At 68.9% G+C, this 14,346-nt stretch carries 18 protein-coding genes; 11 read left to right on the forward strand and 7 right to left on the reverse strand.

Features of this window, described 5'->3' with window-relative positions; all coding sequences use genetic code 11:
* Positions 1–131: 131 nt before the first annotated feature.
* On the reverse strand, positions 132–1,094 hold the full coding sequence (locus ABD188_RS03045) for an SDR family NAD(P)-dependent oxidoreductase (RefSeq protein WP_344058398.1): 963 nt from the start codon (positions 1,092–1,094) through the stop codon (positions 132–134).
* 51 nt (positions 1,095–1,145) lie between these two features.
* On the opposite strand from ABD188_RS03045, the gene ABD188_RS03050 reads away from it, so the two are divergent.
* From ABD188_RS03050 to ABD188_RS03060, 3 genes are read left to right on the forward strand one after another with little or no spacing between them, the layout of a single operon-like run.
* Positions 1,146–1,970, forward strand: a complete 825-nt coding sequence (locus ABD188_RS03050; protein WP_344058400.1) for an HAD-IIA family hydrolase — start codon at positions 1,146–1,148, stop codon at positions 1,968–1,970.
* Between the two features lie 5 nt (positions 1,971–1,975).
* Positions 1,976–2,551, forward strand: a complete 576-nt coding sequence (locus ABD188_RS03055) for a YdeI/OmpD-associated family protein (protein ID WP_344058402.1) — start codon at positions 1,976–1,978, stop codon at positions 2,549–2,551.
* On the forward strand, positions 2,548–2,670 hold the full coding sequence (locus ABD188_RS03060; protein WP_344058404.1) for a hypothetical protein: 123 nt from the start codon (positions 2,548–2,550) through the stop codon (positions 2,668–2,670). The genes ABD188_RS03055 and ABD188_RS03060 overlap by 4 nt, the downstream gene beginning before the upstream one ends.
* A gap of 245 nt (positions 2,671–2,915) precedes the next feature.
* Here the strand turns inward: ABD188_RS03060 and pyrE are convergent, their stop codons facing one another.
* The gene (gene pyrE / locus ABD188_RS03065) at positions 2,916–3,494 is read right to left on the reverse strand and encodes an orotate phosphoribosyltransferase (protein WP_344058406.1); all 579 of its coding nucleotides are present in this window, start codon (positions 3,492–3,494) and stop codon (positions 2,916–2,918) included.
* A 38-nt stretch (positions 3,495–3,532) separates the two neighbouring features.
* Between pyrE and ABD188_RS03070 the strand changes: the two genes are divergently transcribed.
* Entirely contained in the window at positions 3,533–4,291 is a 759-nt protein-coding gene (locus ABD188_RS03070) for a phosphotransferase (protein ID WP_344058408.1), read from the forward strand.
* Between the two features lie 64 nt (positions 4,292–4,355).
* The gene (locus tag ABD188_RS03075) at positions 4,356–5,195 is read left to right on the forward strand and encodes an exodeoxyribonuclease III (RefSeq protein WP_344058410.1); all 840 of its coding nucleotides are present in this window, start codon (positions 4,356–4,358) and stop codon (positions 5,193–5,195) included.
* A gap of 52 nt (positions 5,196–5,247) precedes the next feature.
* On the opposite strand, the gene ABD188_RS03080 is transcribed toward ABD188_RS03075, so the two are convergent.
* On the reverse strand, positions 5,248–5,922 hold the full coding sequence (locus ABD188_RS03080) for a winged helix-turn-helix transcriptional regulator (protein WP_344058411.1): 675 nt from the start codon (positions 5,920–5,922) through the stop codon (positions 5,248–5,250).
* An 87-nt stretch (positions 5,923–6,009) separates the two neighbouring features.
* Between ABD188_RS03080 and ABD188_RS03085 the strand changes: the two genes are divergently transcribed.
* Entirely contained in the window at positions 6,010–6,720 is a 711-nt protein-coding gene (locus ABD188_RS03085; RefSeq protein WP_344058413.1) for a DUF899 family protein, read from the forward strand.
* Between the two features lie 21 nt (positions 6,721–6,741).
* Here the strand turns inward: ABD188_RS03085 and ABD188_RS03090 are convergent, their stop codons facing one another.
* The 3 genes from ABD188_RS03090 to ABD188_RS03100 are packed head-to-tail and all read right to left on the reverse strand — an operon-like array spanning position 6,742 to position 8,569.
* Entirely contained in the window at positions 6,742–7,380 is a 639-nt protein-coding gene (locus tag ABD188_RS03090) for a dihydrofolate reductase family protein (RefSeq protein ID WP_344058415.1), read from the reverse strand.
* Between the two features lie 39 nt (positions 7,381–7,419).
* Positions 7,420–8,124 carry a winged helix-turn-helix transcriptional regulator gene (locus tag ABD188_RS03095; protein WP_344058417.1) on the reverse strand — a complete coding sequence of 235 codons (705 nt, stop codon included), beginning with the start codon at positions 8,122–8,124 and terminating at the stop codon, positions 7,420–7,422.
* Position 8,125: 1 nt separating this feature from the next.
* Positions 8,126–8,569: a VOC family protein gene (locus ABD188_RS03100; RefSeq protein ID WP_344058419.1), complete on the reverse strand. Its 444-nt coding sequence runs from the start codon at positions 8,567–8,569 to the stop codon at positions 8,126–8,128.
* A gap of 169 nt (positions 8,570–8,738) precedes the next feature.
* Between ABD188_RS03100 and ABD188_RS03105 the strand changes: the two genes are divergently transcribed.
* The 4 genes from ABD188_RS03105 to ABD188_RS03120 all read left to right on the forward strand — a co-directional run bounded on the left by ABD188_RS03105 (position 8,739) and on the right by ABD188_RS03120 (position 12,910).
* The gene (locus ABD188_RS03105) at positions 8,739–10,001 is read left to right on the forward strand and encodes a sensor histidine kinase (RefSeq protein WP_344058421.1); all 1,263 of its coding nucleotides are present in this window, start codon (positions 8,739–8,741) and stop codon (positions 9,999–10,001) included.
* A complete protein-coding gene (locus ABD188_RS03110) occupies positions 9,998–10,705 on the forward strand; it encodes a response regulator (protein ID WP_344058423.1) in 708 nt (235 codons plus the stop codon). Before ABD188_RS03105 ends, ABD188_RS03110 begins: the two co-directional genes overlap by 4 nt.
* Positions 10,706–10,922: 217 nt before the next feature.
* Positions 10,923–11,807 (forward strand): ABC transporter ATP-binding protein, encoded by an 885-nt coding sequence (locus ABD188_RS03115; protein ID WP_344058425.1) that lies wholly within the window; start codon positions 10,923–10,925, stop codon positions 11,805–11,807.
* On the forward strand, positions 11,804–12,910 hold the full coding sequence (locus tag ABD188_RS03120; protein WP_344058427.1) for an ABC transporter permease: 1,107 nt from the start codon (positions 11,804–11,806) through the stop codon (positions 12,908–12,910). Before ABD188_RS03115 ends, ABD188_RS03120 begins: the two co-directional genes overlap by 4 nt.
* Before the next feature lie 20 nt (positions 12,911–12,930).
* Here ABD188_RS03120 and ABD188_RS03125 read toward each other — a convergent pair whose 3' ends face one another.
* Positions 12,931–13,503: an ArsR/SmtB family transcription factor gene (locus tag ABD188_RS03125; RefSeq protein WP_344058429.1), complete on the reverse strand. Its 573-nt coding sequence runs from the start codon at positions 13,501–13,503 to the stop codon at positions 12,931–12,933.
* Between the two features lie 53 nt (positions 13,504–13,556).
* On the opposite strand from ABD188_RS03125, the gene ABD188_RS03130 reads away from it, so the two are divergent.
* Positions 13,557–14,315 carry an MFS transporter gene (locus ABD188_RS03130; protein WP_344058431.1) on the forward strand — a complete coding sequence of 253 codons (759 nt, stop codon included), beginning with the start codon at positions 13,557–13,559 and terminating at the stop codon, positions 14,313–14,315.
* Positions 14,316–14,346: the final 31 nt, after the last annotated feature.

A 14,346-nucleotide genomic window follows, 5' to 3' on the forward strand; every position in this document is an offset into this window, starting at 1 on the left:
CGACCTCCCGCGGTCAGTCTGCCAGCGGCTTCACCCGCCACCCACTCGCACACGGCCGTTTCGTCTGTGCTCGTCTCGCTCACGCTGCCGAACCCGCCGCACGCGCCCGAACGGCCGGCGCGTCGCGGGGCTCAGCGCCGGACCCGTGCGGCCTTCTCGATCGGCCAGCGCACCCCGGTCGCATCCTCGCACGCGCGCCACAGCCGCGCTGCGACCTCGGGATCGCGGGTGATCTTCGCCGCCGTGCTCCGTCGCGGCTCGCCCCACGGCCCGGCCCTCGGCCCCCAGAACTCGCCGCCCTCGATGGACGGATCCACGAGAGCGCGCACGAGCGACCATGCCCCATGCTCCTTGGACTGCGTGATGGGCGCCTGCAGGTTGTCGGTGAAGCGCGTGAGCTTCGTAGGCGCGTTGACCCCGACCACCCCCGGCGTGCGTCCGCTGACCGAGTATCCCGGATGCGCGACGACGCTCGTCACCGCGACGCCGGCATCCCGCAGCCGCCGATCGGCTTCGAACCCGAGCGCGGTCGTCGCGACTTTGGACTGCACGTAGGCGCGCCATCCCGAGTACCCCGTCGTGAGCTCCGGGTCGACAGGATCGTACGGCGTCAGGGCGGTGGACATGCTCCCGACCCACACCATCCGGCCACGAGCCGCGGCCAACGTCGTCAGCAGCTCTCCGGCGAGGGCGAAGTGTCCGAGCACGTTGGTCGCGAACACGACCTCGTGCCCGTCGCCGGTGGTCTCACGACGCTTCGGCGGATGCACGATCCCGGCGTTGAGCAGAACGCCGTCCAGCCCGCCGCCCATGCGAGCGCTCGCGGCGGCCGCGCGAACCGACCCGAGGTTGCTCGTGTCGAGCAGGAGCGTCTCGACCTGGGCGGACGCGGCATCCGGACTTCGGCGATGGATTGCGGCACGCGCGGCCGCGAGCCGGTTCGGGTTGCGGCCGGTCATGATGACCCGCGCTCCGGCGCGCACGAGCTGTTCGGAGGCGAAATAGCCGAGCCCCGCGTTGGATCCGGTGATGATGTAGCTGAGACCGGTGAGATCGGGAAGGTGCTGGGGGTCCCAGCCGACGGCGCGTGGCACGACTCCGACCCTACGCCCGGCTATGGCACCCGCCGTCGATAGGCTGGGCTCATGCGGACCCGTGCCGACATCGAATGCTGGCTGACCGACATGGACGGCGTGCTCGTCCATGAGAACACCCCCATCCCCGGCGCGTCCGAGCTGCTGCAGCAGTGGCGCGACGAGGGCACCCCGTTCCTCGTCCTGACGAACAACTCGATCTTCACGCCGCGCGATCTGAGCGCCCGGCTGCGGGCATCAGGGCTCATCGTCCCGGAGCACGCGATCTGGACGTCGGCGCTCGCGACGGCGGACTTCCTGCAGAGTCAGCTGCCCGGCGGATCGGCGTTCGTCATCGGCGAGGCGGGGCTGACCACCGCCCTGCACGAGGCCGGCTTCATCATGACCGAGACCGACCCCGACTACGTCGTCGTCGGCGAGACCCGCAACTACTCGTTCGAGGCCATTACGAAGGCGATCCGGCTGATCCTCGAGGGCGCGAGGTTCATCTCGACGAATCCGGATGCCACGGGTCCCTCGATCGACGGCGTACTGCCCGCGACGGGCGCGATCTCAGCGCTCATCACCAAGGCGACCGGCAGGGCGCCGTATGTCGTGGGCAAGCCGAATCCCATGATGTTCCGCTCGGCGCTCAACCGCATCGGCGCCCACTCCGAGAACACCGGGATGATCGGCGATCGCATGGACACCGACGTCATCGCCGGCATCGAAGCGGGCCTGCACACCGTTCTCGTGCTGACCGGCATCAGCGATCCGGCCGAGATCGAGCGATTCCCGTTCCGCCCCGACGAAGTCCTGGAGTCCGTGGCCGACCTGCTCTATACCGAGCCGGTCGAGACGGATCTGCCCGAGACCGACATCGTCGAGGGCCTCTGACGGCGATGGGCGCTCTCGACGACGGTGAGAAGGTCGTGGCAGCGGATGCCGCGACGTGGCGGGCGTGGCTGGCGGCGAACCATGCGACCTCCAAGGGAGCATGGCTGGTGCGTCCGCGACCGGGATCGGGTCTCGACCTCATCGGCTACGAGGATGCGATCCTGCACGCGCTGTGCTTCGGCTGGATCGACGGCCCCGTCCGCACCTTCGACGAGCAGACAGCCGGACTGTGGTTCGCCCCGCGGCGCCCGTCGAGCGGCTGGGCGGCCACGAACAAGGTGCGACTCGAGATCCTCGAGCGCGACGGCCTCATGGCCGAGGCCGGCATCCGCGCTGTCGAGCTGGCGAAGGCCAACGGGTCGTGGACGATTCTCGACAATGCGGAGGCCCTGCGCGAGCCCGACGACCTCGCAGTCGCGCTCGATGCGGTGCCCGCCGCCCGCGAGCAGTGGGATGTCTTCCCCCCGTCGAGCCGCAAGTTCGGCATCGCGGCGGTGGACTCGGCCCGCCGGGCCGACACGCGCGCGGCGCGCATCGCGAAGATCGTCGCGGATGCCGCAGGAGGAAGGCGTCCGCAATGACCGAGCTCGAGCAGACCCTGCTGTTCGCCGTAAGTGGCGTGGTGCTCGTCGGCACGCTCATCGTCTTCGTGTGGCAGTACATCCGCATGAACAGGCGCGACAAGGACGACGACAGGTAGGCGCCCTCCCCAGGTCATCCCGATCGTGAGCGAGCCGAAGGCGAGACGAAACGCGCACGACTCGGTCCCGCGGCTCGCGACGCTCCGGGCCGGTCCTGGTTTCGCAGGGTTCCGGCATCCGGAACCTGGGTTTGCTGGACCGCGCACCGCCGAGCGAGCGAAGCGACTCGAAGTGTCCCTCGCAACGACCACGGACTTCCGGTCGTCGAGCGAGCGAAACGAGACGAAACGCCCCTGGTCGGCGCCTACTGCGGCTGGAGCCCCAGGTCGTCGAGGTCGATCGCGGCGAGCCATTGCAGACCCTCGGCCTCGACCGCCGCCTGCGCGCCGGTCTTGCGGTCGACGATCACCGCGACGGCGACCGGCTCCGCCCCTTCGCGCCGCAGCGCTTCGACGGCCTTGAGGGCGGACTGACCGGTGGTCGAGGTGTCTTCGACGACGACGACGCGCTTGCCCGCGACATCCGCCCCCTCCACCTGACGGCCGCGACCGTGGTCCTTCGGTTCCTTGCGCACCACGAACGCGTCGAGCGGATGGTCGGTCCGCGCGGACTCGTGCATGACCGAGTTGGCGATCGGATCCGCACCCAGCGTGAGGCCGCCGACGGCGACGATCCCGTCGACATCCCTGATCAGGTCCAGCATGATCCGCCCGATGCCGGGGGCTGCGCGGTGATCCAACGTGAGCTTGCGCATGTCGACGTAATAGGTTGCCTTCTTGCCGCTCGACAGGGTGAAGTCGCCGTGGAAGACGGCTTCGTCTTTGATCAGGCCGATCAGGGCTTGGCGGTCGGCTTCGGTCTCGGGCGTGGACGCGACGGTCATGCGACCGAGTCTACGGATCGCCGCGATACGGTCGGGGAATGGTCGAGCGCACGCACCTTCCCGGTGGCTCAGGCGGCGTGTGGTACGCCGACGATCCGGTGTTCGGTCCCGTCGTGCACCGCCCCGTCGGGCCATGGACTCCCGCGGTGCACCGCCTGCTCGCCTTCCTCGCCGACGACGGACTCGAGGGCGTGCCGCGCGTGGTCGCCGTGACGGACACCGAGGAGACGCTCACGTTCCTACCGGGCGAGGCACTGGATCCGGGCATCCGCGAAGCTGACGATGACGTGCTCGCCCAGGGAGCAGCGTGGCTGCGGCGGTATCACGACGCGGTTCGCGGGTGGGATCCCGGCGATGTCGCCTGGCGGCAGACGTCGTCGCCGCTCGCGCCGGGCCAGCTCATCTGCCACAACGACACCGGCAGCTACAACTGGATCGTGGACGACCGCGGGTTCGCCGGGCTGATCGATTGGGACCAGGCCGGGCCTGGGCATCCCGTCGACGATGTCGCCATCCTGTGCTGGTCGGCGATCCCGCTCGGCGACCCCCTGCCCCCGGCGGATGCGGCCCGGCGCGTGCGTATCGTCGCCGAGGCCTACGGCGGGCTCACTCCGAACGAGATCCTCGACGCTGTCGCCGCACGCATGCTCACATCGGTGACCAGGATCGCCGCGGGCATCGAACGGGGCGACCCGGGGATGCTGTCGCTCCGCGATCGCGCAGAGCCCGAGAACACGCGCCGCGCCGTCGACGGCTACCTCGCACGCGTCCCCGCGATCCGCGCCGCGCTGGGCTGATCGCGCGGGCTCGGTCCGCCGATTCGGCACCAGGAACGTCCGCGGCCGACCGTAGGCTGGGAGCATGCGCCTGGCCACCTGGAACGTCAACTCCGTCCGCGCTCGCGTCGACAGGATCGTCGGCTTCGCGGTGCGAGAAGGCATCGATGTGCTCGCCATGCAGGAGATCAAATGCAAGGCCGACCAATTCCCCTACGAACAGTTCGAAGAGGCCGGCTATCACGTCGAGGCGCACGGCTTCTCGCAGTGGAACGGCGTGGCGATCGCGAGCCGGGAGCCCCTCACCGACGTCGAGGTGGGCTTTCCCGGGATGCCCGGCTTCGCGAAGGAGCCCGGGCTCCTCGAAGCCCCGCCAGAGGCTCGCGCCATCGGCGCCACCGTCGGCGGAGTCCGCGTGTGGAGTCTCTACGTGCCGAACGGGCGCGCGCTCGGCGACCCGCACTTCGACTACAAGCTCGACTGGCTTTCGGCGCTGACCGAGTACACGACCGACGCGCTGACCGAGGACCCCGATCTGGCGCTGGCGCTCGTCGGCGACTTCAACATCGCGCCGACGGATGCCGACAACGGTGACCCCGCGGTGGTTCCAGGCTTCTCCACCCACGTCTCGCCTCTGGAGCGCGAGGCGTTCGCGGCGCTCGAGGAGGCGGGATTGACGGATGTCGTCAGACCCCTCGTGCCGATCGGCTTCACGTACTGGGACTACAAGCGGCTGCGCTTCCCGAAGAACGAGGGCATGCGGATCGACTTCATCCTCGGCTCGCACGGGTTCGCCAACGCGGTGGCGGGAGCTTCGATCCACCGCAACGAGCGCAAGGGCGAGCTGCCGAGCGACCATGTCCCGGTGGTCGTGGATCTCGACTTCAGCGGGCCCGACGACGACGACCGCCCGATGATCTTCTGACGCGACCCCGCCGGGCTCAGCGGGGTTCGTCTCGGTCGCTGCGCTCCCTCGCTCAACGACCGAGGCCTGCGAACAGCCCCACCACTCGGGCCACCGCCGCTCGGTCGCCGTGGATCTCAACGCCCGACGCCCCCAGCGGCTCGCCCGCGTGAAGGATGAGCGCCCACTCCGACGAGTCCGCACGCACCGCGGCCGAGGCCAGCGGGTTCGACCCGCGCGCGATGCGCAGGCCCGCGGCATCCCACGACAATGCGTAGTCGTAACCGGCCGCCCCATCCACCCGCGCATCGTGCAGGTGCAGCTCGAGCTGGATCGGCGGCTCGATCGACTCGCTCGGCGCCATCGTCGTCATCGACTGGACCGCGGCATCGGGCGTGAGCCCTGCGCCTTCGAGCGTGCGCGTCGGCGACGCGTGTGCCCAACGACCCAGAGCCGCGAAGGTCGGCTCGAGCTCGCGCGCCCAGTCGGTCAGCTCATAGACCGGCACGTTCGCGGGCGGCGGCAGGGTCACGCGCCGGATGAGTCCTGCCGCTTCGAGTTCGCGCAGGCGTGTGGTCAGCACGGCCGGCGTGACTCCTCGCAGCCCCGATTCGAGTTCGCGGAACCTCTTCGGTGCGAGCATCAGCTCACGGATGACAGGGTAGGTCCAGCGGTCGCCGAGCAGTTCGATGGCATGCGCTGTGGCGCAGGCATCCCCCTGCTGCGCGTACCTCCGTCTGGTCGGCATGGCGACATTCTCGCATATGGGTATTGAAGAGCAAGTGCCCGCTATGTTAGAAATAGCGGCATGTCCGAGTTCGCAGATCGTTATCCGATGCCTGAGATCGTCGATCGCGGTGAGTGGCAGCGCCGACGCGATGAGCTGCTCGTCCGCGAGAAGGCGCACACCCGCGCCGGTGACGTGATCTCCGCCTCGCGCAGACGACTGCCCGCCACCCCGGTGCCACCGACCACACTGATCGGCGCCGACGGCCCGACCTCGATCGTGGACGCCTTCGAAGGGCGTCCGCTGCTCATCGCGTACGCCTTCATGTGGCACCGTGGAAAGTCGACCGCCCAGCAGTGCGAGGGCTGCACGCTCACGATCGCCGATCTGTCCGCCACCTCACCCGCCTACCTCGAGGGCCGCGATGTGACCTTCGCGGTGTTCTGCGAAGGGCCGTGGGACGACATCGCGGCGTTTCGCGACTTCATGGGCTGGACGATGCCCTGGTACTCGACGGAGTTCACCCAGAACGAGCCCGCCGTCGCCGACGGCGGAATCATGCGCTCCTACTTGCGCGACGGCGATGACGTCTATCTGACCTACGAGACCACCGACCGAGGCACCGAGTCCTTCGCGCCCGTCCTCAACCTGCTCGACCTGACGCTCTACGGTCGCCAGGAGGTCTGGGAGGACTCACCAGAAGGCTGGCCGCAGGACCGGCAGGGCTCGTGGTGGCGCCGTGACGGTCGCCCCGTCGCACAATGGCTGCACACCGACGAGCCCGTCGGCGCGGCGCACGCCCACGCGCACCACCACTGAGGCTTCGCCGCACAGCGGCGTTCAGGCCTCGCGGTCCAGGGTGTCGAAGTCGCCCGTCGCGGGAACCCCGGGCTGGGGTCCGTAGCGCAGCAGCACGGCGCCGTTCGCCGAGACGAGCGGCGGTGCGAGCAACTCGAGGTTCGCGGGCACGGCACCGTCGGGGAAGACCTTCTTGCCCTGCCCCAGGACGATCGGATAAACCCACAGCCCCAGCTCGTCGTACAGACGGTCCGCGAGCAGGGTCTGCACGAAATCGACGCTGCCGATCACGTGGATGTTCTCGTGCCGTTCGCGCAGTTCCGACAGCTCGGCGGCGAGGTCTGGTCCGAGCTGCGTGGTGCCCTGCCAGTCGAGTGCGGGTGTCCCCCGCGAGGCGACGTACTTGGGCACCCGGTCGAACTGCCGGCCGATCGCGCCGTCGACGCCGTCCGTGTGGTTCGGCCAGTACGCGGCGAAGATGTCGTACGTCTTCCGGCCGAGCAGCAGCGCGTCGAGCCCCGAGATGGCGGCGCCGACGTTCTGCCCGACGACATCGTCGAAGAGCGGCGCCTGCCAGCCGCCGAACGGGAAGCCGCCATCGCGGTCCTCATCGGGATTGCCCGGCGCCTGCGCGACGAGGTCGAGAGTGGTGAACAGGTCGATCTGAATGCGGCCGGTCATGGCCGTCTCCTTTCGGGATCGCGGATGCCGCGACGTCCGTCATGCCGCGAGAATCGGCGTTGCCAGGGGGTCGATGGAGAATGTCGCGGCGAATCGCTCGAGCAGGGTGGCGTCGCCATAGACCACGGCGATCACCTCCTGATCGATCGCCTCGGCCGGTGTGAGCTCTCCCGAGATGACACGGCGGATGCCGGGACCCGCCGCGAAGACGAGCTCCGGCTCACCCGCGGGGAGCCTGCCGCCGATCGGCGGAGCCGGCGGCGCGAGTTGCGCGATGCGGAGCGTCTCGCCGTCCACCTGCACGCGGAGCACCACGTCGCCGACATGCACTTCGTAGTCGGCGGCGGGCAGGGCGGCTGCGGCATCCGGCCGGAAAGCCGTTCGCAGCGCCATCGTGAGCGAATCTGCCGTGACGATGTCGTCGGGCCCAGGATCGCCCATCTGCTGGAAACCCCAGCGCCCGAGCGCGAGGACGATCGGCTCCAGCGCGCGTCCGTACTCGGTCAGCTCGTACACGAGCCCGCAGTTCTTGAGTGCCACGCGCCGCACCACGCCACCCTCCTGAAGCTCCTTGAGCCGCACCGAAAGGATGTTCGTGGGGATCTTGGGCAGCCCCTGCTTGAGGTCGGTGTAGCGGCGAGGGCCGACGAGCAGATCGCGGACGATGAGCATTGCCCATCGCTCGCCGATCAACTCGACGGCGGTCGTGACCCCGCAGTACTGCCCGTAGCTGCGGGATGCCACGTCAGGCCTGCGCGCCCTGCTCCGCCATGTAGGCCTCTGGTCCCTTTTCCGCGGCCACGGGGTCCATGTAGAGGAAGCCGAGGCTGTTGCCGTCGGGGTCGTCCAGGTCACGGGAGTACATGAAACCGTAGTCCTGCACCGGCCGCGGCTCGCTGCCGCCGGCGGCGAGACCGGCTTCGAGGATCTTGTCGACGTCCTCACGCGAGTCACGGCTGAGCGCGAGCGACACCTGAGCGCTGGTCGAGGCGTCGATGATTGTCTTGTCGGTGAAAGTGGAGAAGTACTCCTTGGTGAGCACCATGAAGTAGATGTTCTCGTCCCAGACGATGCACGCCGCGTTGTCGTCGGTGAAGAGCGGGTTGATCTCGCAGCCGAGCGCTGTGTAGAACGCCTTGCTGCGCTCGAGGTCCGAGCTCGAGAAGTTCACGAAGATGCTGGTGGCCATGATGGCTCCTTCCGAGGGATTCTGATGGACGCATCTGGCGTCTGGCTCGATACTTGCAAAAAACAACCATGCTTGTCAATAGCAAGTAATCCAGCGGAGCGCAGCATCCGCAATCCCTCTCCGTCGTGCGGGGGATGCCGTCGCCCCATCTCCCCCGTACCGTGGAGAGATGTCCGATTCCGCTTCGCCGCGGCTCGCGCGCCCGGCGCCCACTGCCGGCGAACTGCGCTCCGATGTGTGGCTCGCTGCCGCTCTGATGCTGGGGGCCATCCTGAGCGCGGCCCTCGGCAGCGTCGCCGGCATCTACGGCGATGAATCGCCGGGCCTCGAGTGGGCGCTGCTGTATGCCGTCGCGCTCACGGCTCCCCTTGCCGTGCGCCGGCGCTATCCCGCGATGGTCGCGATCGCCGGCGCGCTGGCGTTCTTCGTGGCGATGAGCTTCCACATCCCCGAGATGTACGTCGGCAACATTGTGCTCTTCATCGGCATGTACACGGTCGGCGCATGGATGAACGACCGCCGCCGCGCGGCGATCGTGCGCATCGCGATCATCGTGGGCATGTTCGGCTGGCTGCTCGTCACGACATTTCAATCCGCGACAGGTGACACGGACGGCGGGCTGTCCCGCGCCGGGCTGTTCTCGCCCTTCGTCGCGTTCATGCTGATGCAGTTCCTGGTCAACGCGGCCTTCTTCGGCGGCGCGTATTACATGGGCGACAGGGCCTACGCGTCCGCGCTCGAGCGCGAGGCACTGCGCCAGCGGACCATCGAGCTGGAGCGCGAGCGCGAGGTCACAGGCGCCCAGGCCGTCGCGCTCGACCGCGTGCGCATCGCCCGCGAGCTGCACGACGTCGTCGCCCACCACGTGTCGGCGATGGGCGTGCAGGCGGGTGCCGCCCGTTCGGTCATGGAGCGGGATCCGGATGCCGCACGGACCGCGCTGCGCGGCATCGAGACCGAGGCGCGCGCCGCGCTCGAGGAGCTGCACCACCTGCTCGAGACCCTCAGAACGCCCGCCGGCGATGCGCCCGACGCGTCGACCGTGCGCATCTCGGGACTCGCCGAACTGGTCGAGCACGCGCGTGAGAGCGGGATGCCGACCACACTCACGATCGTGGGCGAGCCCGTGGACCTGCCCGATCTCGTGCAGGTGAACGTCTTTCGCGTCACCCAGGAGGCGCTGACCAACGCGCGCCGACATGGGGGTCCGGATGCCGCAGCCGATGTCAGACTGCGCTACGCGGCCGACGAGCTCGAACTCGAGATCGCGAACGAAGGCCGGCTGACATCGTCGGTGCGCCCGGGCCTCGGCATCCTGGGCATGCGCGAGCGCGCGGCGGCCTCCGGAGGGTCCATCGAGGTCCGGCCGCGCAGTCGCGGCGGCTTCCTGGTTCGAATGCGGGTTCCGCTGCCGTCACGGGTCACCGTATGAGTCGCGACGCGATCCGCGTGCTGCTCGTCGACGACCACGCCATCATGCGCGCCGGGTTCCGGATGATCCTCGAGACGGCGGACGACATCACGGTGGTCGGCGAGGGGGCCGACGGCGCTGCGGCGGTCGCGGCGGCATCCGCTCTGCGTCCTGACGTGATCTGCATGGACATCCAGATGCCCGAGATGGACGGCATCGAGGCGACCCGCCGCATCGTCGCCGACGCGACGCTGCATGCCGCGGTCGTGATCGTCACGACGTTCGATCGCGACGATTACCTGTTCCAAGCGCTCGATGCGGGCGCGAGCGGCTTCCTGCTCAAGAACGCCGGTCCGGAGGAACTCGTCGCGGCGGTCCGCGTCGCCGCTGCGGGCGACGCGCTCCTCGCTCCCGAGGTGACCCGCCGCGTGATCGCGCGGTTCGCGGCATCCGGCTCGCCGTCGAGCGAAGGACCGGTCCGCGGCAGCGATGCGAAGAGGACCTGGCCCGACCCGACGGGCCCCGCCTCGATGCCGGAGCTGACCGATCGCGAAGCCGAGGTGCTGACGCTCGTCGCCGAGGCCATGAGCAATTCCGAGATCGCCGAGCGCCTCTACATCGGCGAAGCGACGGTCAAGACCCACGTGTCGAATGTGCTGCAGAAGCTCGGCGCGCGCGACCGGGTGGCCGCCGTCGTCTACGCCCATCGCCACGGGCTCGCGTAGCGCGGCTCAGCGCGCGGCGAGACCGCATGTCCCACTTTCGCCCCCCGACGGGCTTCGAGTCCGGGAGAAAGTGGGACATGAAGCGGGAGAACGGGGGCGCCGCGACGGCCGGGGGACCGGATCATCCGCGCGGCGGAGGACGGTAACCCCCCTCACGGGGGATGTCCGCCGGCCACCGCCTGCCTAGCGTGGGAGCGACCGCACTGAAGGAGACGAGATGCTGAAGCTGACCGGGATCACGAAAAGCTACGGAGGACGACTTGCGCTCGACGACGTGTCATTCGACGTGCTGCCGAAACGCCTGACCGGCTTCGTCGGCGGCAACGGCGCCGGCAAGACCACGACAATGCGCATCGTCCTGGGCGTGCTGAGCAAGGATGCCGGGACTGTTGCGCTCGACGGCGCCGAGGTGACGGCATCCGATCGTCGCCGTTTCGGCTACATGCCCGAGGAGCGCGGGCTGTACCCCAAGATGAAAGTGCTCGAGCAGATCGTGTACCTCGCGCGGCTGCACGGGTTCTCGAAGACGGATGCCGAGACCCGGGCGACGGGGCTGCTCGAGCAGCTCGGACTCGGCGAGCGCCTCGCCGACAACGTCGAGACGCTGTCGCTCGGAAACCAGCAGCGCGCGCAGATCGCCGCTGCGCTCGTGCACGACCCCGAGGTTTTGATCCTCGACGAGCCGTTCTCGGGCTTGGACCCGCTCGCGGTCGACGTCGTCGCCGGTGTGCTGCAGCAGCGCGCGGCCGAGGGCGCCGCCGTCCTGTTCTCGTCGCACCAGCTCGACGTCGTCGAGCGGCTCTGCGATGACCTCGTGATCATCGCCGGCGGCACAATCCGCGCAGCCGGCGCACGCGACTCGCTGCGCGCCGAGCACTCCACGCGGCGATTCGAGCTGGTCTCAGCGGGCGATGCCGGGTGGTTGCGCTCCGAGGCCGGCGTCGAGGTGCTCGACTTCGACGGCGGCTACGCGGTGTTCGACGTCGACAGCGACGAGACGGCGCAGCGCGTGCTGCGCCGGGCCGTGGCGCAGGGGGATGTCGCGAGCTTCGCGCCGCAGCATCCCACCCTCGCCCAGATCTTCCGGGAGGTCATCCGATGAGCACGCAGTCCCCGCGCATCGCCCTGGCACCCAGCTTCGCGCAGAGCGTGTGGCTCGTCTCGGAGCGCGAGATCGCATCCAAGGTGCGTAGCAAGGCGTTCCTGATCTCGACGATCATCCTCTTCCTCGGCGCCCTCGCCCTCGTCATCTGGGGCGGCATCTCGGCAGGGAACACCGACGGAACGCCCGTCGCAGTGACGGCCGGCGCCGAGCAGTATGTGCAGGACGTTCCGGGTCTCGAGATCACTCCGGCCGCCGACCAGGCCGACGCCGAGGCCCTCGTGGAGTCGGGCGATGTCGATGCGGCGATCGTCGAAGACTCCTCGTCACCGCTCGGGTTCGCCCTCATCGCCGACTCGAGCGCGCCGACGCAGCTCATGCTGTCGCTCGCCGAAGTGCCGCCGGTGCAGCTGCTGAATCCCGACACGACCGACGAGGCACTCCGCTATCTCGTCGCGATCGGCTTCGGCGTCGTGTTCCTGCTCGCCGCGTCGCTGTTCGGAGGCACCATCGCGCAGAGCGTCGTCGAAGAGAAGCAGACGCGGGTCGTCGAGCTGCTCATCTCGGCGATCCCGGTGCGGGCGCTCCTGGCCGGCAAGGTGATCGGCAACACCGTGCTCGCGATGGCGCAGATCCTCGTGCTCTCGGCGATAGCCATCGTCGGACTCACGGTCACCGGGCAGGGCGCGATCCTGCAGGGTCTCGGGGGGCCGATCGCATGGTTCGCGGTGTTCTTCCTCTTCGGATTCATCCTGCTGGCGTCGCTGTTCGCGGCGGCAGCGGCGATGGTGTCGCGTCAGGAAGACATCGGATCGACGACGACGCCGCTCACGATGCTGATCATGGCGCCGTACTTCCTGGTGATCTTCTTCAATGACAACCCGACGGTGCTCGCGATCATGTCGTACGTGCCGTTCTCGGCTCCGGTCGGGATGCCGATGCGCCTCTACCTCGGAGAGGCGCAGTGGTGGGAGCCGCTGCTCTCCCTCGCGATCCTCATCGCGACCTGTGTCGCCGCGATCCTCGTCGGTGCCCGCATCTACGAGAACTCGCTGCTGCGGATGGGTGCACGCGTGAAGCTGCGCGAGGCGCTCGCGCGCTGAGCCGCGGACCCGCCGGGCGCCTACTCTCGGGTGCTCGGCGGGTTCAGGTCGGTGTGGAGAGCCGTGAACATCGAATAGGTCTCGCCATCGGTATCCGGCGGACGCTGTTTGAACTCGTTCAAGAGGGCGTACAGACGCTCCTGTAGTTCGGCCTTGTGCTCGACGTTGAGCTTCAACCCGAGCCACGTGACGTTGAGCTGGTCGTCGGCGAGGCCGTTGATCTGCTGCAGGAACGTTTCGACCAGGATGTAGTTGCCGCCCTCGGGCATCGGAGTCCGCCACGACAGGCCGGTGGCACGGTACGGCACCTCGCGGCTGCCCTGCGCACCGGCCCGATCGGGTTCGGCGGCGAGGTAACCCGTCTGCACGAGCGTGCGGACGTGATGGAGCATCGTGCCCGGGTTGACGTCGAGAAGCTCTGCGAGCTCCTTGTTGGTCCGCGACTCCCACGCACAGAGCCGAAGCACTCGCAGCCGCAGCGGTGAGCTGATCGCCCGCATCCGCGCCTCGGCCTCAGGATCGCCGGGTCGCAGGATGATGCGCTCCCCGCTCTCGCGCTCGTCCTCGCGCTCGTCCTCGATCTCGTCGGTCACGAGGTCAGAATAGCCGATTGACAATTCCCAATCGGTGTTTGAGACTGATTGACATGTCCCAATCAGACGAGGGTTCGAGCGAGGCCGCACTCGAGGAGAGCGTGCTCGCCGAGGCTCGCGCCGAGGCGCGGACTCCCCTCTCGTCGACTCATGCGGAGGATGCCGCCGAGGCCGACCGTGCGATCGACTCGGCGGCCGCTCCCGCCGTGGTTCCGGCACCGAAGGGGTCGCTCTGGCGCGACCGCAACTTCCTCACGATGTGGAGCGGCCAGGCGCTCAGCCAGTTCGGCGCGCAGATCACCGAGCTGGCGCTTCCTGTTCTCGCCGTGCTGATCCTCAACGCGACAGAGTGGCAAGTCGGCGTGCTGACGGCCGCCAATGTCGCGGCGTTCCTCGTCGTGGGCCTCCCCGCGGGCGCGTGGATCGACCGCATGCGCAAGCGGCACGTCATGATCGTGGCCGATCTGGTCCGCGCCATCGCGCTCGCCTCGCTGCCCGTCCTCGCCGCGTTCGGGGCACTCCAGATGTGGCAGATCTACCTCGTCGCCGTTGTGATGGGCGTCGCCACCGTATTCTTCGATGTGTCGAACCAGAGCATCATCCCGTCCCTCGTGCGCAGCCACCAGATCGCCGAGGCGAACGGCAAGCTGCAGTCGACCGAGCAGCTCGCCGGAATCGCGGGGCCGGCCTTCGGCGGCTGGCTGATCGGGGTCGGCGCTATGTTCGCGAGCCTGTTCGTGGTCATCGGTCCGTTCTGGACGATGCGCGAGCTGCCCGACGCCCACGCCCCGGCGAGCGTCTCGACCACCTGATTTCGGTGCACGCGTTCCGGCAAGGGGTACG

The organism is Microbacterium pumilum, assembly GCF_039530225.1.
GTDB lineage: Bacteria > Actinomycetota > Actinomycetes > Actinomycetales > Microbacteriaceae > Microbacterium > Microbacterium pumilum.